The organism is Enterococcus sp. BWB1-3 (genome assembly GCF_016745275.1).
GTDB lineage: Bacteria > Bacillota > Bacilli > Lactobacillales > Enterococcaceae > Enterococcus_L.
This window is the reverse complement of the sequence record NZ_JADOEP010000025.1, coordinates 36,258-58,498: the sequence shown is the minus strand read 5'-3', so window position 1 is coordinate 58,498 and position 22,241 is coordinate 36,258. Positions and strand designations below refer to the sequence as shown.

General features: G+C 39.2%; 21 protein-coding genes, 2 pseudogenes, 1 riboswitch and 1 other annotated feature. Of the genes and pseudogenes, 18 read left to right on the top strand and 5 right to left on the bottom strand.

The features are described 5' to 3' along the window. The first annotated feature begins 271 nt into the window (after positions 1 to 271). From IW492_RS14770 to IW492_RS14745, 6 genes are all read left to right on the top strand, one after another. The gene (locus IW492_RS14770) at positions 272 to 1,066 is read left to right on the top strand and encodes an SDR family oxidoreductase (protein ID WP_202068539.1); all 795 of its coding nucleotides are present in this window, start codon (positions 272 to 274) and stop codon (positions 1,064 to 1,066) included. 11 nt (positions 1,067 to 1,077) lie between these two features. Beyond that, positions 1,078 to 1,497 (top strand): PTS sugar transporter subunit IIA, encoded by a 420-nt coding sequence (locus IW492_RS14765; protein ID WP_202068538.1) that lies wholly within the window; start codon positions 1,078 to 1,080, stop codon positions 1,495 to 1,497. After that, entirely contained in the window at positions 1,497 to 1,985 is a 489-nt protein-coding gene (locus IW492_RS14760) for a mannose/fructose/sorbose PTS transporter subunit IIB (RefSeq protein WP_202068537.1), read from the top strand. The genes IW492_RS14765 and IW492_RS14760 overlap by 1 nt, the downstream gene beginning before the upstream one ends. A gap of 190 nt (positions 1,986 to 2,175) precedes the next feature. Next, positions 2,176 to 2,994: a PTS mannose/fructose/sorbose transporter subunit IIC gene (locus IW492_RS14755; RefSeq protein ID WP_202068534.1), complete on the top strand. Its 819-nt coding sequence runs from the start codon at positions 2,176 to 2,178 to the stop codon at positions 2,992 to 2,994. 12 nt (positions 2,995 to 3,006) lie between these two features. After that, on the top strand, positions 3,007 to 3,867 hold the full coding sequence (locus tag IW492_RS14750; RefSeq protein ID WP_202068532.1) for a mannose/fructose/sorbose PTS transporter subunit IID: 861 nt from the start codon (positions 3,007 to 3,009) through the stop codon (positions 3,865 to 3,867). A gap of 18 nt (positions 3,868 to 3,885) precedes the next feature. Next, positions 3,886 to 5,115 (top strand): zinc-binding dehydrogenase, encoded by a 1,230-nt coding sequence (locus IW492_RS14745; RefSeq protein WP_202068531.1) that lies wholly within the window; start codon positions 3,886 to 3,888, stop codon positions 5,113 to 5,115. Positions 5,116 to 5,214: 99 nt separating this feature from the next. On the opposite strand, the gene IW492_RS14740 is transcribed toward IW492_RS14745, so the two are convergent. From IW492_RS14740 to IW492_RS14730, 4 genes and pseudogenes are all read right to left on the bottom strand, one after another. After that, a complete protein-coding gene (locus tag IW492_RS14740; RefSeq protein WP_202068530.1) occupies positions 5,215 to 6,024 on the bottom strand; it encodes a TPM domain-containing protein in 810 nt (269 codons plus the stop codon). Then, positions 6,021 to 6,896 (bottom strand): annotated as a pseudogene (locus tag IW492_RS14735) (TFIIB-type zinc ribbon-containing protein); the annotation flags it as partial. The pseudogene IW492_RS14735 and the gene IW492_RS14740, both read right to left, overlap by 4 nt. Positions 6,897 to 6,997: 101 nt before the next feature. After that, positions 6,998 to 7,142 (bottom strand): annotated as a pseudogene (locus tag IW492_RS18745) (TFIIB-type zinc ribbon-containing protein); the annotation flags it as partial. Between the two features lie 84 nt (positions 7,143 to 7,226). Next, entirely contained in the window at positions 7,227 to 8,471 is a 1,245-nt protein-coding gene (locus tag IW492_RS14730) for an SPFH domain-containing protein (protein WP_202068528.1), read from the bottom strand. Positions 8,472 to 8,689: 218 nt separating this feature from the next. Between IW492_RS14730 and tsaB the strand changes: the two genes are divergently transcribed. From tsaB to typA, 12 genes are all read left to right on the top strand, one after another. Then, positions 8,690 to 9,415 (top strand): tRNA (adenosine(37)-N6)-threonylcarbamoyltransferase complex dimerization subunit type 1 TsaB, encoded by a 726-nt coding sequence (tsaB, locus tag IW492_RS14725; RefSeq protein ID WP_202068526.1) that lies wholly within the window; start codon positions 8,690 to 8,692, stop codon positions 9,413 to 9,415. Next, positions 9,399 to 9,935 (top strand): ribosomal protein S18-alanine N-acetyltransferase, encoded by a 537-nt coding sequence (gene rimI / locus IW492_RS14720; RefSeq protein ID WP_202068524.1) that lies wholly within the window; start codon positions 9,399 to 9,401, stop codon positions 9,933 to 9,935. Before tsaB ends, rimI (IW492_RS14720) begins: the two co-directional genes overlap by 17 nt. A gap of 12 nt (positions 9,936 to 9,947) precedes the next feature. Continuing rightward, positions 9,948 to 10,409: a ribosomal protein S18-alanine N-acetyltransferase gene (gene rimI / locus IW492_RS14715; RefSeq protein ID WP_202068522.1), complete on the top strand. Its 462-nt coding sequence runs from the start codon at positions 9,948 to 9,950 to the stop codon at positions 10,407 to 10,409. After that, a complete protein-coding gene (gene tsaD, locus IW492_RS14710) occupies positions 10,410 to 11,435 on the top strand; it encodes a tRNA (adenosine(37)-N6)-threonylcarbamoyltransferase complex transferase subunit TsaD (protein ID WP_202068521.1) in 1,026 nt (341 codons plus the stop codon). Positions 11,436 to 11,817: 382 nt separating this feature from the next. Continuing rightward, positions 11,818 to 12,019: a binding site (T-box leader), on the top strand. Positions 12,020 to 12,075: 56 nt separating this feature from the next. Next, a complete protein-coding gene (gene argS / locus IW492_RS14705) occupies positions 12,076 to 13,767 on the top strand; it encodes an arginine--tRNA ligase (protein ID WP_202068520.1) in 1,692 nt (563 codons plus the stop codon). After that, on the top strand, positions 13,757 to 13,957 hold the full coding sequence (locus IW492_RS14700; protein WP_202068519.1) for a hypothetical protein: 201 nt from the start codon (positions 13,757 to 13,759) through the stop codon (positions 13,955 to 13,957). Before argS ends, IW492_RS14700 begins: the two co-directional genes overlap by 11 nt. 136 nt (positions 13,958 to 14,093) lie before the next feature. Next, on the top strand, positions 14,094 to 14,621 hold the full coding sequence (locus IW492_RS14695) for a GrpB family protein (protein WP_236671937.1): 528 nt from the start codon (positions 14,094 to 14,096) through the stop codon (positions 14,619 to 14,621). 218 nt (positions 14,622 to 14,839) lie between these two features. Beyond that, on the top strand, positions 14,840 to 15,382 hold the full coding sequence (locus IW492_RS14690) for an HD domain-containing protein (protein ID WP_202068518.1): 543 nt from the start codon (positions 14,840 to 14,842) through the stop codon (positions 15,380 to 15,382). A gap of 137 nt (positions 15,383 to 15,519) precedes the next feature. Beyond that, a riboswitch (Fluoride riboswitch) is annotated at positions 15,520 to 15,589 on the top strand. A 56-nt stretch (positions 15,590 to 15,645) separates the two neighbouring features. Continuing rightward, positions 15,646 to 16,917, top strand: coding sequence for a voltage-gated chloride channel family protein (locus IW492_RS14685; RefSeq protein ID WP_420705975.1), 1,272 nt, complete (start codon positions 15,646 to 15,648; stop codon positions 16,915 to 16,917). 63 nt (positions 16,918 to 16,980) lie between these two features. Next, positions 16,981 to 17,256, top strand: a complete 276-nt coding sequence (locus IW492_RS14680) for a UPF0223 family protein (protein ID WP_202068517.1) — start codon at positions 16,981 to 16,983, stop codon at positions 17,254 to 17,256. Positions 17,257 to 17,260: 4 nt separating this feature from the next. Further along, positions 17,261 to 18,040 (top strand): inositol monophosphatase family protein, encoded by a 780-nt coding sequence (locus tag IW492_RS14675; protein ID WP_202068515.1) that lies wholly within the window; start codon positions 17,261 to 17,263, stop codon positions 18,038 to 18,040. A 159-nt stretch (positions 18,041 to 18,199) separates the two neighbouring features. After that, on the top strand, positions 18,200 to 20,041 hold the full coding sequence (gene typA / locus IW492_RS14670) for a translational GTPase TypA (protein ID WP_202068513.1): 1,842 nt from the start codon (positions 18,200 to 18,202) through the stop codon (positions 20,039 to 20,041). Between the two features lie 719 nt (positions 20,042 to 20,760). Here the strand turns inward: typA and IW492_RS18155 are convergent. Beyond that, positions 20,761 to 22,017 carry a LysM peptidoglycan-binding domain-containing protein gene (locus IW492_RS18155; RefSeq protein WP_229444383.1) on the bottom strand — a complete coding sequence of 419 codons (1,257 nt, stop codon included), beginning with the start codon at positions 22,015 to 22,017 and terminating at the stop codon, positions 20,761 to 20,763. Between the last annotated feature and the right edge of the window lie 224 nt (positions 22,018 to 22,241).

Here is a 22,241-nt window from a genome sequence, read left to right as displayed (position 1 = left end):
GAGTCGTGAGTAATTGTGGTGCTAGCGGGAGACCTTTCTTCAGTGGGCCTTTCAGGCTCTGGCCGGTAATAGAGGCTTTCAGCCGCAGAGCAAACCTCCAGTTCACACTGGAGGTTTTGATTTTATCAAAAAAGATAAAGATAGCATCATTTGTGATTTCTTGAAATCAAATGTGAAAAAGTGGTTGACATTGTGAATTTATGATCATATAATAAAAACGTGATATCACAAATGTTGATCGTAAATATCAAATGTGAAAAGAGGCTGTGAAATGAACTGGTTGAATATTGAAAAAAGAGTCGTAATTGTTACTGGAGCTTCATCTGGTATTGGGGCAGCAATTGCTGAGGAATTATGCGAACTGGGTGCTTTTGTTATTAATGGAGATATAAATGAGGGGGATTATTATCATGAAAATCTTCATTTTGTGCGGACCGATGTAACCTCTAGGGAATCTGTAAAGCAGCTGGTTGATTTTACAATAAGCATGTATGGAAGAATTGATGCTCTGGTTAATAATGCTGGTGTGAATGTTCCAGCATTGCTGGCTGATAAAAAAGAACATAGTGAATATGAACTGACAGATGAGCTGTTTGAAAAGATGACCAGCATTAATCAAAAAGGGGTTTATCTGGTTAGCCAGCTGACAGGTAGAGTAATGGTAAAACAGAAAAAAGGGGTCATAATCAATATGTCTTCTGAAGCTGGGCTCGAAGGCTCTGAAGGCCAGAGCTGTTATGCGGCAACAAAGGCGGCCGTGAACAGCTTTACACGATCATGGGCAAAGGAACTGGGAAAAGAAGGAATTCGTGTAGTTGGTATTGCACCGGGGATCATGGAAGAGACCGGTCTTAGAACACTGAATTATGAAACCGCATTAGCTTACACCAGGGGGAAAACGGTTGAGGATATTCGAAAAGGCTACAGTCAAACCAGTACGATTCCTTTGGGAAGGAGCGGGAAATTATCTGAGATCGCTGACACAGTAGCGTACTTGATTTCAGACAAGGCAAGTTATATCAGCGGGGTTACGATCAATGTAGCTGGAGGAAAAACAAGAGGATAGGAGAAACTAAAATGGCAAATGTAATTCTGGTTGCTCATGGACGTTTGGCGGTGGAAATGAAGCATTCTCTGGAAATGATATTTGGAACAGCAGACCGATTTTACCCAGTTGCTTTTGATCAGCAGGATGGATTGGAGAGTTTGGAAGAGAAGTTGAGCAATGTCCTGAATCAGGCAACAGGAGAAACATTAATTCTGGCTGATCTCTTTTGCGGCACGCCCTATAATGCAAGCTGCAGTCTGGCGATGAAAGAACCGAAAAAGAATATTCAAGTCTTGTCAGGCATGTCGTTACCATTAGTTTTGGAAATAGCAAGCTTGATTGAAACACTGCCGATAAATGAAATCGTATGCATAGTAAAAAAAATGGCAGAGGAAACGGTACAATCTTTTAGTGGAAAAATAGAAGAAGAGGAGGAGGAAGATTTTTAATGAAAATTAAATTGGCAAGAATTGACGATCGTCTGATTCATGGACAGGTTGCAACAGTCTGGGCAAAAGAAGCAGGTGCGGGCCGGATCATCGTTGTGAGCAAAGAAGTGAATGAAGACACCATTCGAAAAACACTTGTGAAGCAGGCAGCACCTCCGGGAATTAAAGTGAATATTGTGGATGTTGAAAAAGCAATTAAAGTTTTTAATAATCCGAAATATGATGAGGAAACAGTTTTTTATTTATTTACAAATCCAAGTGAAGTTTTTGAACTTGTTGAAGGAGGAGTTCCCATAACGTCAATCAATATTGGAGGAATGCAATTTAAGACTGGAAAAACACAGATAACCAAGGCGATTTCAGTCAGTGCTGAAGATGTGGAGGCATTTAAGAAGTTGAAACGTGCAGGGGTTGAACTGGATTGCCGGGTGGTTGCAACAGATCCAAAGATAAACTTTGAAGCTAAATTGAGTGAGGCTGTATTGTAAAAAGCGTGGGAGAGAAAGCACCTTCGTTGATTTTAAGAATCATCAACTGGCCATCGTAATGTTCCTCACCAGGCGGCTTCACCGGGAATCAAGGAGGGAAAGACTACTAGTTATTTTATTTAATTATCGATGATCAAGTACTTGTATCAAATTTGATGCTTACAAATATATTTTATGAGGAGGAGAAAAGGTGGAACTTTCAGTAATTCAAATTATTCTAATCTTTGTTTTTTCAGCTGTTTCAGGGATGGGCAGTGTTTTGGATGAATTTCAGACACATCGACCGTTAATTGCCTGTACAGTAACAGGATTGATTTTAGGAGATATGACAACAGGTATTATCTTAGGCGGTACTCTGGAACTGATTGCATTAGGCTGGATGAATATTGGTGCAGCTCAATCACCTGATTCTGCATTGGCAAGTGTAATCTCAACTATTTTAGTTGTTGTGGGGCAGCAGGATATTCAAGCTGGAATTGCGATTGCATTGCCGGTTGCAGCAGCTGGACAGGTGTTAACTGTCATCGCTCGAACAATTACTGTTGCTTTTCAACATGCTGCAGATCGAGAAGCGGAGAAAGCGGCATTTAACAAAATTATTTTCCTGCATTTCAGTGCACTGTTTGTTCAGGCAATGCGGGTGGCTGTTCCGGCTACTATTGTGGCGGCATTTGTCAGTGCAGAAATGGTTGATAGTATGTTATCCATGATTCCAGAGGTTGTGACAGGCGGACTTGCAGCAGCAGGGGGTTTTATTGTTGTTGTTGGATATGCAATGGTTCTAAACATGATGAGTGTAAAATACCTAATGCCGTTTTTCTATCTGGGGTTTGTTTTAGGCGGTTATCTGGATTTTAGTCTGCTTTCCTTTGGGGTGGTGGGTCTGATTACTGCACTTGTCTACGTTCAGCTGAATCCAAATTTTCGACAGCAGGGACAGCCTCAGTCTGAAGCAACGGTAGCAGCAGCTGGTATTTCTTCTATAGCAGAAGATGAACTGGAAGATTAAGGAGGAAGAGTAATGGAAGCAGCAGAAACAGAAGTAAATACAGAAAAACAAATACAGTCTTTAATTACAAAAAGAGATTTACTTACGACCTTTGTTTTTTCAAATTTCCAACAGGCTTCATTCAACTATGAAAGAATCCATGCCCTGGCTTTTTGTGTAGATATGATTCCAACGATAAAGCGAGTGTATAAAACGAAAGAGGAGCAGGCAGAAGCATTAAAAAGACATCTGACTTTTTTTAATACGACTCCTGCAGTCTGCGGTCCGGTTATTGGCGTGACCATCGCCATGGAAGAGGCAAAAGCCAGCGGAGCTGATATTGATGACGGAACAATTAACAGTTTGAAGGTTGGATTGATGGGACCTCTGGCCGGTGTCGGCGATCCGTTAGTCTGGGGAACTTTACGACCCATTACAGCTGCAATCGGTGCTTCATTGGCTTTGACTGGAAGTATACTAGGTCCTGTAATTTTCTTTATTGCCTTTAACACGGTTCGTCTGGCAATGAAATGGTTCGGTTTGACCTATGGCTTTAAAAAAGGTCTGGACATTGTTCAGGATTTATCTGGCAGTCTTCTGCAGAAATTAACGGAAGGAGCAACAATACTCGGGCTGTTTATTATGGGTGTTCTAGTAACTAAATGGACCACTATCAACATTCCTTTAGTTGTTTCAGAAACACCGGGAACAGATGGAGAAATGGTTGTAACGACTGTTCAAAATATTTTGGACGACTTAGTTCCGGGCTTGCTGGCACTGGGATTAACTTTGCTGATGATGAAATTGTTGAAGAAAAAAATCAGTCCAATCTTATTAATCTTTATTTTATTTGCAATTGGAATTATTGGTTATGGTGCAGGTATTTTACAGTAGAAGGGAAGCATAAGAAAAATGAAGACAAAAGCAGTGCGACTATATGGGAAAAAAGATCTTCGTCTGGAAGAATTTGAACTGCCAAAAATTAATGAAGATGAAATACTGGCTTCAGTTATTACCGACAGCATTTGTATGTCCACATGGAAACTGTCAAACCAGGGAGCAGATCACAAAAAGGCGCCGGATAATTTGGCAGAACAGCCAATTATTGTTGGACATGAATTCTGTGGTGAGATTTTAGAGGTAGGTGCAAGTTGGCAAAGTAAATACAAACCGGGTGAAAAATATGTTGTTCAGGCAAATTTACAGTTGCCGGATCGCCCGGATTGTCCAGGGTACTCATATCCATTTACGGGCGGAGATGCGACGTACATTATCTTGTCAAAAGACGTTATGGTACAGGATTGTTTAATTCCTTATAATGGCGAAACGTATTTTGAAGGTTCGTTGATTGAACCATTGTCCTGCGTTATAGGTGCTTTTGAAGCGAACTATCATCTAATTGATAACAGCTATGAACATAAAATGGGAATTAAAGAGGATGGAACATTATTAATTATGGGAGGTACCGGACCAATGGGGCTGTTGGCGATTGACTATGCACTTCATGGGCCCGTCAACCCGAAAAAGATCGTTGTTACCGATGTGAATGAAGAGAAACTAAAGCGGGCGGAAGCACTTTACCCAAGCCAAAATGGGATTGAAGTATTTTATGTAAATGTGAAAGATGAGTCAGATCAGACTGAATTCTTGAAAAAGACAGTCGGAGGGAAATTTGATGATATCTTTGTGATGATTCCGGTGTCTAAAGTCCTGAGTGAAGCGTCAGCACTGCTGAATCCTGATGGCTGTTTGAATTTCTTTGCTGGACCACAGGATAAAACTTTTTCAGCAGAAATCAACTTTTATGATCTGCATTATTCCTTCACCCATTATGTTGGAACTTCCGGGGGCAACACAGAGGATATGCGAAAAGCAGTCGAATTAATTGAAGCCAAAAAAGTAAATGTTGCCAATGTTGTTACACATATATTGGGGCTAAATGCGGTAGGAGAAACAACGCTTAATCAGCCGGAAGTAGGCGGCGGGAAAAAGCTTGTTTATACACATAAAAATTTTGAACGTACAGAATTATCTGAGCTGGAAGATCTTGACAACGAATTGGCTAAAATTGTGGCAGAAAATCAAGGAATTTGGTCAAGACAAGCAGAAGATTATGTATTGAGACACTTTGAAGAAATTTGAGGAAGAGTCAAATTAAGAAGTACAAATAGAAAGAAAGGATTTCTCTTGTCCTTGATAGAGAAATCCTTTCTTTCTATTTTAGCCAACTACTTTTATTTTTTAAAAGCTTCTGCCTCCGCCGCCGAAGGTTCCTCCACCGGTCGAGTGGGTAGTACTTCCACCACCACCACTGCTGCCGCCGGAGCCGCCATTGCTTTTTGGAATTCTTCGCTGTGTAACAAATGAATTTGTGAGACGATCTTCTTTACTAGTAAGCTGCAAAGCGGATTTCTCACGATATGGATAATTGTAGGAATCAAATTTCAGGCGATAGCGCGAAACAGCAATTCCGACAAAAATTCCTGTAATAACCAGAGCTGCAGCAACTGCAATAATAATTTCGGTTATAGTCAATGTTTTATAATACGTAATTTTCCCGGTTTCACTGTCAATTCGGTAGTGCCCTTTAGGAACTCCGGCATCAACGTAACGGCTGACATTTTTCAGGAAGCTTTGTGCTGCCTGAAAGTAGTTCCCATCGATCATGTAAGGCTCTATATCATCCAGGGTGTTTTCGATTCTGCTGTCAGTCATGTAGTCAATCATGTTGCCGGAAGTGGAAATAATAAATTTCCGGTTGTTCATATCAATATAGAAGGTGATCCCATTCTCGTTTTTTCCAATTCTGTCCATCATATACAAGTCGGCAAAACGGGTAGAATCATCTGTATTCGTTGTATTAGTCACTATAAAGACTGAAGCTTTTGCTTTCGTTTCGATTTCTTCCGCTGCTTTATTCAATTGTTGAATCTGTTCAGCAGTTAGCAATCCTGCCTGATCATCAACGGTATTATTTCCAGCTAGAGCAAAGGAAGGAAGCAGAAACAAAGAGCCGATCAGCGCTATAAAAAGTATAAAGTGCTTTCTCATATCATGTAGCCCCCAATCAAAAAGAGAATCAGAAGAACTGCAAACATACCCAAACTGAACAAGCCTAATCGTTTGCCGCTGATTGGCAGTACACCGTTCACTTTACCTGTTCGACCGTTCATTGCGTAGTAATAAACCTGATCACCGCCGGATTGATTACGATACGTGACCAGCCACATCGGAAGTAAGACATAATTGGATTTTTGCCTATCAACAGAAATGGATGTTCGGACATTTGAGAGCGTTGTATAACCTGCTGCGGAATCTTTTAGCAAAGATTCCGAATAACCCTTCAGTTCCTTGTTTACCTGATCTTTGATTGCTTCATATTCAATATCCCTTTTCTCGGCTTGAAACCCTGCCAGATATTGGCTTTTAAAATCAACAGCTTGATTGATCGGGAAGGGCTGAACCCCCTCCATCATTTTTTGCTGAGTATTTTTAGATAAAGCATTTTTCAGCAGTTCCCGAAAGTTCAATTTTCCTTTTCTTCCTACTGCAAATTGCTTTGTTTCAGTAAATTCAATATCTCCAACCCGCCAAATTCGAATCGCTGTTCCAGCTGCATCCATTTCTCCGCTAATCTCAGAATCAACAGACCAATAGGGAAAATAGACTCCAGTCAATTTTTCAATCTGCTGTTTGTTGAAAAAATCTTTAGGAATAAACCACTTCTTTTTAGTCCAAGCTAAAAATTGTTCAACAGCTTCTTCTTTTTCAATGGAAAAAGGCAGCACTTTGTCAGGTAAAAATTTTCCGCTGAGTCTGCCGGAAAGAACGACTGGATTATGACAGTAATAACAGTATGTTGCTGCTGTGGTTGCATCAGTAACGATTTCAGCACCACAGCTGTTACAAATAAAAAGTTCCATATTTTCAGATTCAGCCTGTTGTGTCTGACTATCTGAAGAATCAGGTGTTTCGATTGGTTGAGTAGTATCGTTTGCTGAATTGTTCGTATTTTCTTCCAGCTTTGCCTCACGCTGTGCCCGCTCATAAGCAGTAACTTCTTCCTCTGTATAAATATTTAAGCAATATTCACAATGAAATTTTTGATCTTTCGGATCAAATAACAGCGGACCGCCGCAATTAGGGCATTTATGAGTAAAAGAGTCCATTGCAATTTCCCTTTCTATCGTTAATAAGAAAGAGAGCAGGAAATGTTCACTGCTCCTCTTTCAAGTATGCTGCATATCCACAAATTAAATAGGGACACCTTGGAAAGGTTTGCCGCAATTAGGGCAGAATTTAGGAATCCCGCCTGCTAAATCAACAATTTCCCCACATTCGCTGCATTTCATTTCTAATTTTGGTTTTTCATCTGTCGGTTTAGGTGTCCCGCAGTTAGAACAGAATTTTCCGGTGTTCTCAGTACCACACTGAGGGCAGACCCAGCTGACGCCGGTGCTATTTTCAGCTGCCTGATTTTGTTGGGCAGCTTGCTGTTGTTGCATCTGCTGCTGATTTGTTTGAGAGGCCTGACTGAAATAGTTTCCGGTAGTATTCATCCCCATGCCGACTCCCATAAACCCGGACATTGAACCACCAGGGTTTTTCCCGGCTTCCTCTATTCCACGAGCTATAGAGCCTTGAACATATCCTTCACGTACACTAGCATCACCTAGCATTGCTCCCTGATTTCTCATGTTAATCAGTTTTGTAGAGTCATCTGTATAGGAGATACTGGAGACTGCCGCCGAAACAATTTCCATTCCTCTCAAAGCACGCCAGTTATCATCCAAAATATTGGATAAATAGCTGCTCAGCTCCATACTTTTTGAAGGGACATAGGAAATTCTTTCACCGTCAGCTGACATTTTATTGATAGCTGATTGAAGAGCTGTTAAAAATTCTGCCAAATACTGTTCATTGATATCGCTGATTTCAACCCGGTCTTTGTTTCTTGGAATCGCATTGGTGAAGAACAGCAGAGGATCAGTAATCTTAATTGAATAGGTTCCATGAGCTCTTAAAAACAGCTCTGCGTTATAAAAGTTATCAAAATAGTTAATTGGTGAAGAAGTACCGAATTTGATTCCTTTGATTTCCTGTAAATTGATATAATAAACTTGTTGTTTTTGAGGAGTTGTTCCGCCAAATTTTACCCGGCTGAAGGTTTCCTTAACAGCTTCTTTCAGACTTCCGTTAAATAGAGAAGGGGCAGAATCATTTTTAACGATATAATAGCCTTCTTCTGCTGTATAGTCGATGACTTTTCCGCCATCTACAAGGATCATCATCATATTAGGATATACGTGGACAACAGAATTGTCTGTGATTACGTCACTTGTTCCTTTAGTATTTGATCCCCGACGATCATTTTTTCTGGCAAAAATACCTTTAGTCATGACGGTAGTATCTGACATATCACTTGGTTCAATAATTTCAACCCACTGATCTGCCAAGCCACCAGTAACTGAATCAATTGCTGCTTTAATAATTCCCATTATTATTCCTCCTTGAAAAAGACTTTTCGTTTTATTATACCATAGCTGTTGAATGGAAAGACATGAAGAATACTTAACTTATAAATAAAAATAAGCAGATAAATCAGGGCATATTTTGTAACCAGTTCAACCTTTAAAAAAGATGTTTTTTGTTTTTTTACCTTCAATCAAAAATATGCTACAATAAATCGACAACAAGAGGGAAAGGCGGATTTTTTGTGCGCATTTTAGCAATTGATACATCAAATCAAACATTAAGTGTAGCTGTATGTGAAAACAACCGAATACTAGGTGCATATACCAGCACTGTACAGAAAAATCACAGTACAACATTAATGCCGGCAATATCGAAAGTGATGGAGGATAGTCAACTGAAGCCAAAGGATCTGGATCGAATTGTGGTAGCTCAGGGACCCGGCTCATACACAGGCTTGAGAATTGGAGTAACCACAGCCAAAACTCTGGCTTATTCTTTATCGATTGATTTGGTGGGGATTTCCAGTTTGTTGACTTTAGCAGCTAACTGCCTGAACATGGATAGTCTGATTGTTCCTCTATTCGATGCGCGGAGAAACAATGTCTACAGTGGTGCTTATCAATATGACAAAGTAAATGAAAATTGGGAAACAGTGATCCCTGATCAGCATATCTCAATGAATCAATGGCTTGAAAAATTAAAAGATTTTCCATCCATCTATTTTGTTGGGGAAGATGTTGAGAAATTTCGAATAACTATTGAAGAGAAGTTGGACAATGCTGAAATAAATAAGCATCCTCAGTGGCAGATTCCTTCTGGAGCTGTTTTGGCTCAATTAGGGGCTGGTAAAGAACCAGTAAAAGAAGTTCATCACTTTCTGCCCGAATATCTTAAACGGGTGGAAGCTGAAGAAAACTGGTTGAAAGATCATTTTCCGGGAGATGAGAACTATGTTGAAAAAATTTAATTTTATAGAAAAATTATTTGGAAAAAAGGAACTGCCGAAAGAGTATGAAAGTGCTGTTATTGCGATTGGAAACAATGAATACTTTGTAAGAGAAATTACGCAGGATGATATCAAGGATCTTCTGATGATTGAACGAGAAGTCTATGAAGGAGAGGTTCCCTGGACACGCTCTGCGTTTTTGAATGAACTGCATTCAAAAAATCCGCATTTATATATCCTTGTTCAAAAAGAGGGGAAAACTGTCGGATTCATCGGCTGTAGGGTCATTGAAGCGGATGGACACATTACAAATGTTGCAGTGGCAAAAAAAGAACAGGGAAAAGGGATTGCTGTATACTTATTAAAAGAAGCGATAGCCTTCTCTAAAAATCATCAATGTACAAATATGTCATTGGAAGTGAGGCTGAGCAATAAACATGCTCAGGGAATCTATCGTAAGTTGGGATTTTCATCCAATAAAATCACTGAGGGCTATTATGATGATGGTGAGCATGCACTGGAAATGAAAATGGACTTGTGAGATGTGTAAATGATGAGTGAATTAAAAGAATTGCCAAGTGTCTCTCAATCAGAAGAAAAGCTGTGGCTTTTAAGTGAAAACAGTTACTTCCATGGCTCTCCCTGGACAAAGGATCAATTTAAAGAAGACATTTCTCAACCCAACAGTCATTACCTGATTTATACTGCAAATGAGGTTTGGTTAGGTTTTGTGAGCTATTATCAGACGTTTGATGAAGCGGATATCACACATGTGGTGGTTGAAAAATCCAGACAAAGCAGCGGTGTTGGCAAAAGGATGTTAAAGAGTGTCATTCAATGTATGAAAGAAAGTGGTGTGAAAACAGTCTTTCTGGAGGTCAGAGAATCGAATGAGCCTGCAAAAAAACTCTATAAATCACTTGGCTTCCGGCAGATTGGCAAACGAAAAAATTATTATCATCAGCCAACTGAAGATGGAATGGTGATGGAAATGAGAATGGAGGAGTTGAATTAAATGACTGTTTCTGAAAAAGAAAACAATTTGCTTTTGGCTATCGAAAGCAGCTGTGATGAAACGAGTGTTTCTGTCATAAAAAACGGCGGTGAAATTCTTTCCAATGTTATTGCTTCTCAAATTAAAAGCCATCAGAGATTTGGCGGTGTTGTTCCTGAAGTGGCCAGCCGTCATCATGTAGAACAAATTACTATTTGCATAGATGAAGCGTTGACAGAAGCAGCCGTTTCGCCGGATGAACTTTCTGCGGTTGCTGTTACTTATGGTCCGGGATTAGTTGGTGCTTTGCTGATTGGCGTGTCGGCAGCCAAGGCCTTTGCTTGGGCTCATGACTTGCCGCTGGTTCCTGTCAACCATATGGCAGGTCATATATATGCTGCAAAACTGGTACAGCCTTTGGAATTTCCGTTAATGGCTTTGCTGGTCAGCGGCGGACATACGGAGCTTGTCTATATGAAAGAAGATGGCGAGTACGAAATTATCGGTGAAACACGAGATGATGCTGCCGGGGAAGCCTATGACAAAGTTGGACGAGTACTTGGTCTTGCCTATCCAAGTGGAAGAGAAATTGATATATTGGCCCATCAAGGGTCAGATACTTTTCATTTTCCAAGAGCAATGATGAAAGAATCTAATTATGATTTCAGCTTCAGCGGACTAAAGAGTGCTTTTATCAATACCGTTCATAATGCAGAACAACGTGAAGAAGTGTTGAATAAAGAAGATCTAGCTGCTAGTTTTCAGGCCAGCGTAATTGAAGTTTTAGTTTCCAAGACAATACGAGCCTGTCAGGAGTATCAGGTAAAGCAGCTGATTGTGGCAGGAGGAGTTGCCGCAAATCAGGGCTTGAGGACAGTATTGGAACAGGAAACAGCAGATCAGCTTCCAAATGTTCAGCTGATCATCCCGCCATTAAAGCTTTGTGGAGATAATGCGGCAATGATTGGAGCCGCAGCGTTTATTGAACAGAAAAAAGGCAAGTTTGCAGATTATCATTTAAATGCAGTGCCGGGCCTCAGTTTTTAGCAGCAGAAGAAGCACAGGAGCAAATCTCTTCATGCGACGAGTAATCGCAGGAGCAAAGCCCTTCATGCGACGAGCATCGGAAGAAGCGCAGGAGCAAGTTATGTAAAAAGTCATAAGACACACGCCAATATATATGGGACTGTGACAAAAGTATGTCTGAGATCCCTAAAACCGAATACACGGTGTTCCAGTCTTTGTATGATTCGAGCATTCGAAGAAGCGTAGGAGCAAAGCCCCTCCATGCTTCGAGGATCGTGTTCGATTCTCGATACAAACGCGTCTGGTTGGAAAAGCGTTGACAACCCGTTTTCCTCAATAGTTTTCAGACAGCCTCTAGCCAAGGAGCAAATTTTTTGCTATACTTTGCAATGAATTGAATAGAAAATTTACAGTCAAAGAGAGTACTAGTTTCGGCATTCAGATCAGCGATCCCGGGAAGGTGTAAGCCGGGAATGGAGGAAATTGGGAAGCGCACTTTGTAGTTACTGAATAAAAACAGTCGGCTGACAGCCGTTATCTGTCAAAGCAGGTCTGTTTATAGACAGACAATCAGAGTGGTACCGCGGGAATTTCTCGTCTCTAATAATCCTTTAATGGATTTATTAGAGGCGTTTTTTATTTATATTTAGGAGGGAAATAAATGAACAATAAGCAAATTGTAGCAGAAGCGATCTTCACTGCTGTAAAAGAAGAATTGAGTTTTGAGCAGGTCTTAAGTCTGCTGGAAAATCCCAAAACATCAGATCATGGAGATGTTGCCTTTCCGGCTTTTTCACTGGCGAAGGTTTTCAGAAAAGCACCTCAGCAGATTGCAGCAGAGCTGGCAGAAAAAATAGATCCAGCTTCATTCGAAAAAATTGAAGTGGTTGGTCCATATCTAAATTTTTTCATGAATAAAAAAGTAGTCAGTGGATCAGTAATCAAAGAAGTTATTGAAAAAGGGGCTGACTTTGGTGAGGCTTCAATTGGAAATAACGGAAATATTACAATCGATATGTCTTCTCCAAATATTGCCAAGCCTATTTCGATGGGGCATCTTCGGTCTACAGTAATTGGAAATGCAATTGCAAATATTCTCGAAAAAATCGGCTATAAGCCTGTCAAGATTAATCATCTGGGCGACTGGGGAACACAATTCGGAAAATTGATTGTTGCATATAAAAAATGGGGTTCAGAAGAAGCTGTGAAAGAGGAACCAATTAATGAGCTTCTGCGTTTATACGTTCATTTTCATGAGGCAGCAGAAACAGAACCAGAATTGGAAGAAGAAGCAAGAGCATGGTTTAAAAAGCTTGAAGATGGAGATGAAGGAGCTATTCAGCTGTGGCAATGGTTCAGAGATGAATCATTAAAGGAATTCAATAAAATCTATGATATGCTGGAAGTTTCTTTTGACTCTTTCAATGGAGAAGCATTTTTCAATGACAAAATGGATGAGATCGTTACATTATTGGAAGAAAAGCACTTGTTAAAAGAAGACAAGGGTGCAGACATTGTTGATTTAACAGCTTATAACTTAAATCCTGCTTTAATTCGTAAATCAGATGGGGCAACACTTTATATTACCAGAGATTTGGCGGCTGCCGTTTATAGAAAACGGACATACAATTTTGCGCAATCAGTCTATGTTGTAGGAAACGAACAGTCTAATCATTTCAGACAGCTTAAAGCAGTATTAAAGGAAATGGGCTTTGACTGGTCTGATGATATGCATCATGTCCCCTTCGGGTTAATTACTCAAGGCGGTAAGAAGCTTTCAACCCGTAAAGGAAAAATTGTTCTCTTGGAAGAAGTACTGAATGAAGCAGTGGAATCTGCGGAACAGCAAATACTTGAGAAAAATCCTAGTTTGAAAAATCGACGGGAAGTAGCAGAACAAGTCGGAATTGGGGCTGTTATTTTCCATGATCTGAAAAATGACCGCCTGAATAATTTTGATTTTGTCTTAGATGAAGTGGTTCGATTCGAGGGTGAAACAGGACCGTATGTTCAATATACACATGCAAGAGCCATGAGTATTTTGAGAAAAGCGGACTTTAAAGCGAATGGGTCTGATGACTATAGTTTGAATGACAAAGACAGTTGGGAAGTAATTAAATTATTGCAAAAATTCCCGGAAACTGTTTTGCAGGCTGCTGAAAAATATGAACCTTCTGTGATTGCCAAGCATGCTATTCAGCTGGCTCAAGCTTTTAATAAATACTATGCTCATGTAAAAATCTTGGCTGAGGATGAACAAAAAGAAGCTCGTCTTGCTCTTGTTTCAGCAATGGCTGTATTACTTAAAGAGGACTTGCGTTTGCTGGGACTTCATGCCCCGGATGAAATGTAACAGGATTGTTTTATGGGGATTCCAGACAGAGACTAAATCTTTTCGTTTAATCTATGGTGCTGGAACGGAAACAAATGAAGAGTATGAAACTGTTATGAAAGAATTACTGGAAGCCGCGTTGTATGAAGGCTGCTGCGAATCAGAAAATATCAGAGTTTTTAATTTAATGAAAAAGTTAATGGATATCTAAAGCTGGAAGTAATTTTGAAAGAGGAGTTGGCTAGAACAACGTTCCAACTATCTGAAAACAAATAAGTCATACATCAACAACTTCTTTTTTGAAATCAAAGAGTTGTTGGTGTTTTTTTAAAAGAGGTGGAAATAAATTGGTAAGAAAAATTGAAGTCGTTCCATATAATCCGTTTTGGCCAAGTCAATTTTTAGAGGAGAAGAAAAAGATTACAGAGGTTCTTCCTGCAGCTTTGATTATAAACATCATTCATATTGGAAGTACTTCTGTTCCTAATTTAGCAGCAAAACCAGTCATTGATATCTCATTAATTGTTGATGATATAAATCAGCTGGATCAATACATTAATAATATGGCGGAGCTTGGCTATGAATGCTGGGGAGAGTATGGGTTGCCGGGAAGAAGGTACTTTCAAAATGGCGGAGATGAGCGTACCCATCAAGTACATGCTTATCAATATGATAATCTGAAAGAAATAGGACGACATGTTGCGTTTAGAGATTATTTACGTACACATCCGAAAGTTGCTTCAGAATATGGTGCAATAAAAATGGAGGCAGCCAATCAAAATCCGACAGATATTGATGGATACATGGCTTATAAGGATGAGTTTGTGAAGAAATTCGAAAAGGAAGCATTGAAATGGATTTGGAAAAATAAATAATAGATAGATATTTCAATTCAATGGACTGTCAACCCTACATGTTTGAAGACTGCTCTACCATAAAGTATTTTTAATAATCCTAGTGAAGTCATTACCATAAAGGATAAATATTAAGCTTTTTTTACGTCTTTTAAATAATCTAGTATTTTTAAAAAAAGGGTGCTATACTTTTCACAAGTTTAGTGAATTAACTTCAAAAAAAGGTGGAACCCATATCTATGACAGAAAATTGGACTGAAGATAAAGAATATATGTCTTATGTAGAAGATTTATTGGCAACTGAAGAAGTACAGAGGTTGGGAAATTACATTCAACATATAAATTCTACTCGTTTAGAGCATTGTATCAGTGTTTCTTACAACAGTTACAAGCTTGCCAAACGATGGAATGGTGATGCCAGAGCGACAGCAAGAGCTGGACTGCTTCATGATTTGTTTTATTATGACTGGCGTACAACTAAATTTGATGAAGGCTCTCATGCATATATGCATCCAAGGATTGCTGCCAGAAATGCAGAAAAAATTACAGACTTATCTGACTTGGAACGTGACATCATCATCAAGCATATGTGGGGAGCAACTATTGCTCCGCCAAAATATAAAGAAAGCTATATTGTAACGATGGTTGATAAATACTGTGCCATTAAAGAAGCCTCTACACCTTTATTGGAGGGCGTTAAAGGAAAATGGGCACAATACTTTGGAAGAAAAGAATCTGTACAGGTACAACCAGTACAGATAAAAAACGAGACACAGCTGTAAGACATGATGAAAGAGCTGCAGGGCTGACTTGTCCGAACTGCAGCTCTTTTTGAATTCAGCTTTAGAATATGTATTAACTTAAAGTATTTCTGTCTGTTTCTAAAAGAGGATTGTGGTAAAATAGTAATAGTTGAATAACTAGAGATGGCGATGGTGTTCGCCGATAAGCATTTATTCCAGTAATAAATTAATGACGCCTACTAAATTAGGAATTATTTTCCTGTTTGGTAGGCGTTTTCATTTTGGATCGGGGGGAATTTGTAATGGGGAAAATGAAGAATCAAATAATAACAATAGGAATGTATATGTTGAAATGGCTGGTGATTTCTGTGATTATCAGCATAATAATGGGATCATTATCTGCATTTTTTCTGACCAGCCTTACATGGGTTACAAATTATCGAATGAGTCATCAATGGCTGTTGTTTTTGTTGCCGATTAGCGGAGCAATCGTTGCTTTTCTTTATAGTCATTACGGAAAAACTGCTGTTGGCGGAAATAACTTGGTTATTAAGGGGGCCAATGGGAGTGAAGAGAAGATTCCGTTGCGCTTAATTCCGCTTACTCTATTTGGAACAATCACAACTCACTTGTTTGGAGGCTCTGTTGGACGAGAGGGGACAGCGGTACAAATGGGCGGAGCAACAGCAGAATTTATTGCCAAGCTATTTAAACTTTCTGGTTATGAACGAGAGATGATACTTATCAGCGGTATTAGTGCAGGGTTTAGTTCTGTTTTTGGAACTCCGCTTGCAGGAACCTTATTTGGCATTGAAGTTCTTGTCTTAGGGAAGCTCCGTTCAGAGGCTGTTTTCCCTAGTTTTTTCTCTGCATTCTTTGCAAATGCTGTAACAGAAATGTACGGTATAACACATAGTCATTATTCAATGGGGGCAATTCCAGAGTGGTCGCTATGGTTGTTTATGAAGCTGCTGATAGCGGGGATTTGTTTCGGTCTGATTGGGTGGGGGTTCAGTCATTCAATTGTTTTTCTAAAAAAAGTCTACAGTAATTGGTTTGAAAATGCTATTGTATATAATTTTATAGGAGGAGCAGTTGTTGTTACGGCAGCTCTTTTACTTGGGAGCCAACGGTATTTGGGATTAAGTTTACCGTTATTATCGGATGCCTTTCAAGGACATGCTTATATGTTTGATTTTGCAGGAAAGTTTTTCTTTACTATCCTTTCGTTGGGTGCAGGGTTTCAAGGAGGCGAAGTTACACCTTTATTTGAAATTGGCGCAACTTTAGGAAGCAGTCTGGCACAGGTTTTACATGTTTCGATACCGTTTTTAGCAGCGCTCGGCTTTATTGGTGTTTTTTCCGGCGCCACGAATACACCAATTGCCTGTTCTGTTATGGGGATAGAGCTGTTTGGGAGTGAAGCAGCTGTTTTTCTTGTTATGATTTGCATTGTCAGTTATTTGTGTTCAGGTAATGCTGGAATTTATTCAGCACAAAAAGTTGAACAGGGAAAGGGACAGCTTTCTTTGCCTCTGTTTGACGACTGGAAAAAGAAGCGTTACAGTAAATAAAATTGAGTGATTACTTTCGACGATTTTTCACTTGTGCTACACTAAATTGGATGGGGTGAATTTATGAAGGAATATCAATATCCGTTGGACTTAGACTGGACAACGGAAGAAATGGTTATTGTGACCAATTTATGGTCTGCCTTAGAACAGGCAAATGAATCAGGGATTACTGTTGAAAAATTTCTGGAAAGCTATACAGCATTCAAAGAAATAGTAAAAAGCATTGGTGAAGAAAAGCGATTGGGCAATGAATTTGAGAAAGCATCGGGCTACTCATTATACCGTACCGTTCAAGAAGCCAGAAAAAGAAAAAACGGAAAGTTAAAAATGGGAGGTTGATCAAATGAAGACAGTAAATGTAGAACAAGTAAAAAACTGGCTGATGGAAGCCGGCGAGTTTATTAAAGAGAGTTTGACAAAAACATTGGAAGTTAAGGAAAAATCTAATCGTAAAGATTTAGTGACTAATATTGATGAAGAGACACAACAGTTTCTTATAAAAAAAATACAGGAAGTTTATCCGAAAGATAAAATTCTTGGGGAAGAGCAGGGCTGCAGTACAATTGATTCTTTAGATGGACGTGTTTGGATCATTGATCCGATTGATGGAACGATGAATTTTGTGATAGAGCAGGAAAATTTCTGTATCATGCTTGGTATATTTGAAGACGGTATTGGACAACTGGGGTTTATCTATGATGTGATGCGCAGTGAATTGTACTGGGGTGGGAAAGAGCTTGGTGTCTATCGAAATAAAGAAAAGCTGTCGGCTCCTGCTCCCGTTGATTTGCGTGACGGTCTTTTAGGCTTCAATGCTTATATGTACGGGGAAAATGTTCATGGGGCTAAAGCGGTGGCAAATGCAAGTCTGGGGATTCGGGTGAGCGGATGTGCCGGTCTGGAAATGATTGCACTGCTCAAAGGGAGTCATGTTGGGTATATCTCTAACCTGGCACCATGGGATTATGCACCTGGGATGGTTCTGCTTGAATCTTTCGGCTATCAGTCAACTACTCTTACAGGGGAAGCATTGTCGTTTGATGGAAGAGAATATTTTGCTGCGGCAATGCCGGAGAACCATCAGAAAATTGTTGCAATGTTTAAAGAAAATATGACTGAATAGCAAAGGAATGAATGATTATTTTCAGAAAAAGTATGCACAGTCTAAAGTTTTCAGCATTTATGAAAACTTTGGGCTGTATTTCATGAAAAAAATTTGTTATAATAAACAGTCGGATTTAGATAGTAAATTGTGTAGTAAGCAAACGGATAGGAGCAAACAATGGTAAATTATAGAAATGATATCCGGAACGTAGCAATTATTGCCCACGTTGACCACGGAAAAACAACACTGGTAGATGAGTTATTGAAGCAGTCATCTACATTAGACGGACACACTCAATTACAAGAACGTGCAATGGATTCCAATGCAATTGAAAAAGAACGCGGAATCACAATTTTAGCAAAAAATACTGCTGTTGATTATCAGGGAACTCGCATAAACATTATGGATACACCAGGACATGCGGATTTTGGTGGTGAAGTAGAACGAATCATGAAAATGGTTGATGGTGTCTTACTGGTCGTTGATGCCTATGAAGGAACAATGCCTCAAACGCGTTTTGTTTTGAAAAAAGCATTGGAACAGCATTTGACTCCAATTGTTGTAGTAAATAAAATTGATAAACCTTCTGCTCGACCTGAGCATGTTGTAGATGAAGTACTGGAACTGTTTATTGAATTGGGAGCAGATGAAGATCAGCTTGAATTTCCTGTTATTTATGCTTCTGCTTTGAATGGAACATCCAGTTTGTCAGATGATCCTGCAAATCAGGAAAAAACAATGGGACCAATTTTTGATACAATTATCGAACATATTCCGGCTCCAGTTGACAATAGCGACGAACCGTTACAATTTCAGGTTTCTTTACTTGATTATAACGATTATGTTGGGCGTATCGGAATTGGCCGTATTTTCCGTGGTACGATAAAAGTTGGAGATCAGGTTGCTTTGCTTAAGCTTGATGGAACAGTGAAAAAATTCAGAGTAACCAAACTATTTGGCTTCTTCGGTTTACAGCGTTTGGAAATTCAGGAAGCAAAAGCTGGAGATTTAATTGCTGTTTCAGGGATGGAAGATATCTTCGTTGGTGAAACAGTTACACCGATTGATCATCAGGATGGTTTGCCGATTCTTCATATTGATGAGCCGACACTGCAAATGACTTTCCTTGTTAATAATTCTCCTTTTGCCGGCAGAGAAGGAAAATTTGTTACAGCTAGAAAGATTGAAGAACGTTTGATGGCACAATTGCAGACAGACGTATCTTTACGAGTAGAACCAACAGATTCACCGGATGCCTGGACTGTTTCAGGTCGCGGGGAGCTTCATTTATCTATTTTAATTGAAAATATGCGTCGGGAAGGGTATGAGCTGCAGGTTTCACGTCCGGAAGTTATCGAACGTGAGATTGAAGGAATCAAATGTGAACCTTTTGAACGTGTTCAAATCGATACTCCTGAGGAATATATGGGAAGTGTTATTGAGTCATTGAGCCAGCGTAAGGGCGAAATGCAGGATATGATTCATACGGGGAATGGGCAGATTCGTCTGATTTTCCTTGCACCTGCTCGTGGATTGATCGGTTATACAACAGAGTTCCTGTCTATGACAAGGGGCTATGGAATCATGCACCATACATTTGATCAGTATCTTCCTATGATTCAGGGAACAATTGGCGGACGTCACCAGGGCGCGCTTGTTTCCATTGATACAGGAAAAGCAACTACTTACAGTATTATGAGTATTGAGGAACGCGGAACGGTTTTTGTAGAACCGGGAACAGAAGTATATGAAGGTATGATCATTGGAGAAAACAATCGTGATAATGACCTGACTGTAAATATTACCAAAGCAAAACAAATGACTAACGTTCGTTCAGCAACGAAAGATCAAACTTCTGTAATCAAGAGACCAAAACTTTTAACACTGGAAGAATCACTGGAATTTCTTAACGACGATGAATATTGCGAAATAACACCGGAAAGTATCCGTTTGCGTAAACAAATTCTAAATAAAAATGAACGTGAAAAAGCTTCTAAGAAAAAGAAAAAAGCTGACTAAGATTGCCTGGTAGTTGGTAAATGCATTAAGAGAATAGATTAATTACAAGTAGGATGAGACTAAAAATAGTCCTAAAACAAAAACGGAAATCAAAAAATCTGTTGAACAGATTTTGATTTCCGTTTTTACTTATTTTTTGATGATAACTACATCCTATCTAGTTTCCAAATGATGATAACGGATTCTCATTGATCGTTTTTAACTGTCGAACGTGCTAGTGAGTTCGATCTAAACAAACCTTTATATGCCCAAAAATGAGTGACTGTGAGTTTAGACACAAACTCTCTTCATATCTAAACACTCATGCGTGTTTGTCCGCCCTCTAACCAATGAGTTGAAAGATTTTATTCTGCTAATTGTTGGACTTTTCGACTACTGAAGATACTTTGTGTGTAGAGAAATAAAGGAGTACCTATGTCATCTTCTCCAAGCTTTTCGAGAAGATGAGCGCCGAAAAGCTGAAGTAGCTCCAACAAGGTTAGTAATGAAGCAGAAAGTATTATTTTTTGACAGTAAGATAACCTAATTTTAGGCTGCTAAGCTTCTCATTCTACTGATTTAAGTTGAAAAAAAGCACTGGTATCAATTTTTACTCAGTACTTTTTTAGTTGCTCTTAAGCTTACCTTTTTCATACAGCATCTGTTACGTACTACACAGTCAATAATACTGTGTCTGTTTTACGCGTGACAAAGCTTTTATTCTTTTCGTAGGAAACAACTTATCGTATACTAATCAGATCAATGATTTCGGCAGCCTGTTGATCATATGCATTTGGGATGCTGAGCGTTTGAATATTGTTCAGTAAATTACCAGTTTCTTGGGAAACCCAGTCAGGATCTGATTCATATCGTGGGTCTTGATAGTGATTTGGAATTTTATAAAAACGAATTGAACCATTATGGTTAGACAGATAGGTTACAATCACTGTAGAAGCCATTGTTCCATCCATACTAAAGCTAAGTTGGAAACTTGGTTCCGTCAGTGTCTGTGAACCATTAAATGGTAGGACTTGGGCACCGGCTGCATTTTTAGTTACTGAGACTTCAATCGGTTGCCCTGTAATGCCATAGTATTGCAAAAGTGCTTCGGTCACACGTGCGTATTCAATCTGTTCTTCAGAGTAGCCTGCTAATGGTGTGGGTACAGTTGCCGTATTTCCTTGCAATACTTCGGCCATCACGTCTGCCTCTTCTATCGGATAGTTCCCGGCATAATTTGATGTAATCAGAGACAGCCCACCATTATTATTGACAAATAGATAGAGTTTGTTGCTATTGTTCCCACCAAAAAAATAAGTATCTTCAGCTACTGGTTGTAGAGCAATTTCTGTATTTACATTTACTGTCCGAATCTTATTGCCAGATGTGCTGTTTGCACTATAAATTCTGATTAACTTTGTTGAAATAGTGTTGAAGGTGGCATTGTATTCATACGTTTGTTCACCCATAAGAAAAGTTACTTTACCTGAGTTTCCGTAAGTAAAGTCCAGCGTAACGGAATCTGGCATATTTATTCCATTAAAATAAAAAGCTAGTGGATAACTCAAGGATTCTCTGGTCACTGCATAAGGATAACTTGAAACTTCTTGCTCGGAAGCTTCACCAATCTCTTTTTCCTGATTGATTTTATCCTTTTCATTTATCACAGATTGAGAGTAAATAGAACCGTCAGCATCCTTTACAGTAACTACACCTTTACTAAACATAAGAACTCTGCCAATAGGTAATGTATATTGCTCTCCTGACTTCAGATCTATACCATTGACTTCCGCTAGCTTTTCATGCTTAATATTCACTTTTTGACCAATTGCCCAAAGGGTGTCACCCCATTTCATTGTATATTCCTTCTGCCCATCTACGATTTGGATGGTGTCAGGACTATTGGGGCTCCATTCCTTCGCTAAAACCGTAGAACCTGCAAGCATTCCCAAAATAAAGAGACATCCCGTCAATAGCATGACAGATAATCTTCTCATTTTCTTTACCTCTTTCTATATTTCATTTTGGTTACGATTTCATTGTATTATCTTTACGAAATTATTTCAATAAATATCACATATATTCGTAGTATTTATTTTTAATCTGTATCAGTTTGATTCGATCACCTAATTTTTTTCGATCTCTTACTGTCTCAAGAGAATCGATAGAAAATGTAGATTCTTCGCCATCTTGTTGAATTGCAGAAATGGTAAATTCTAAT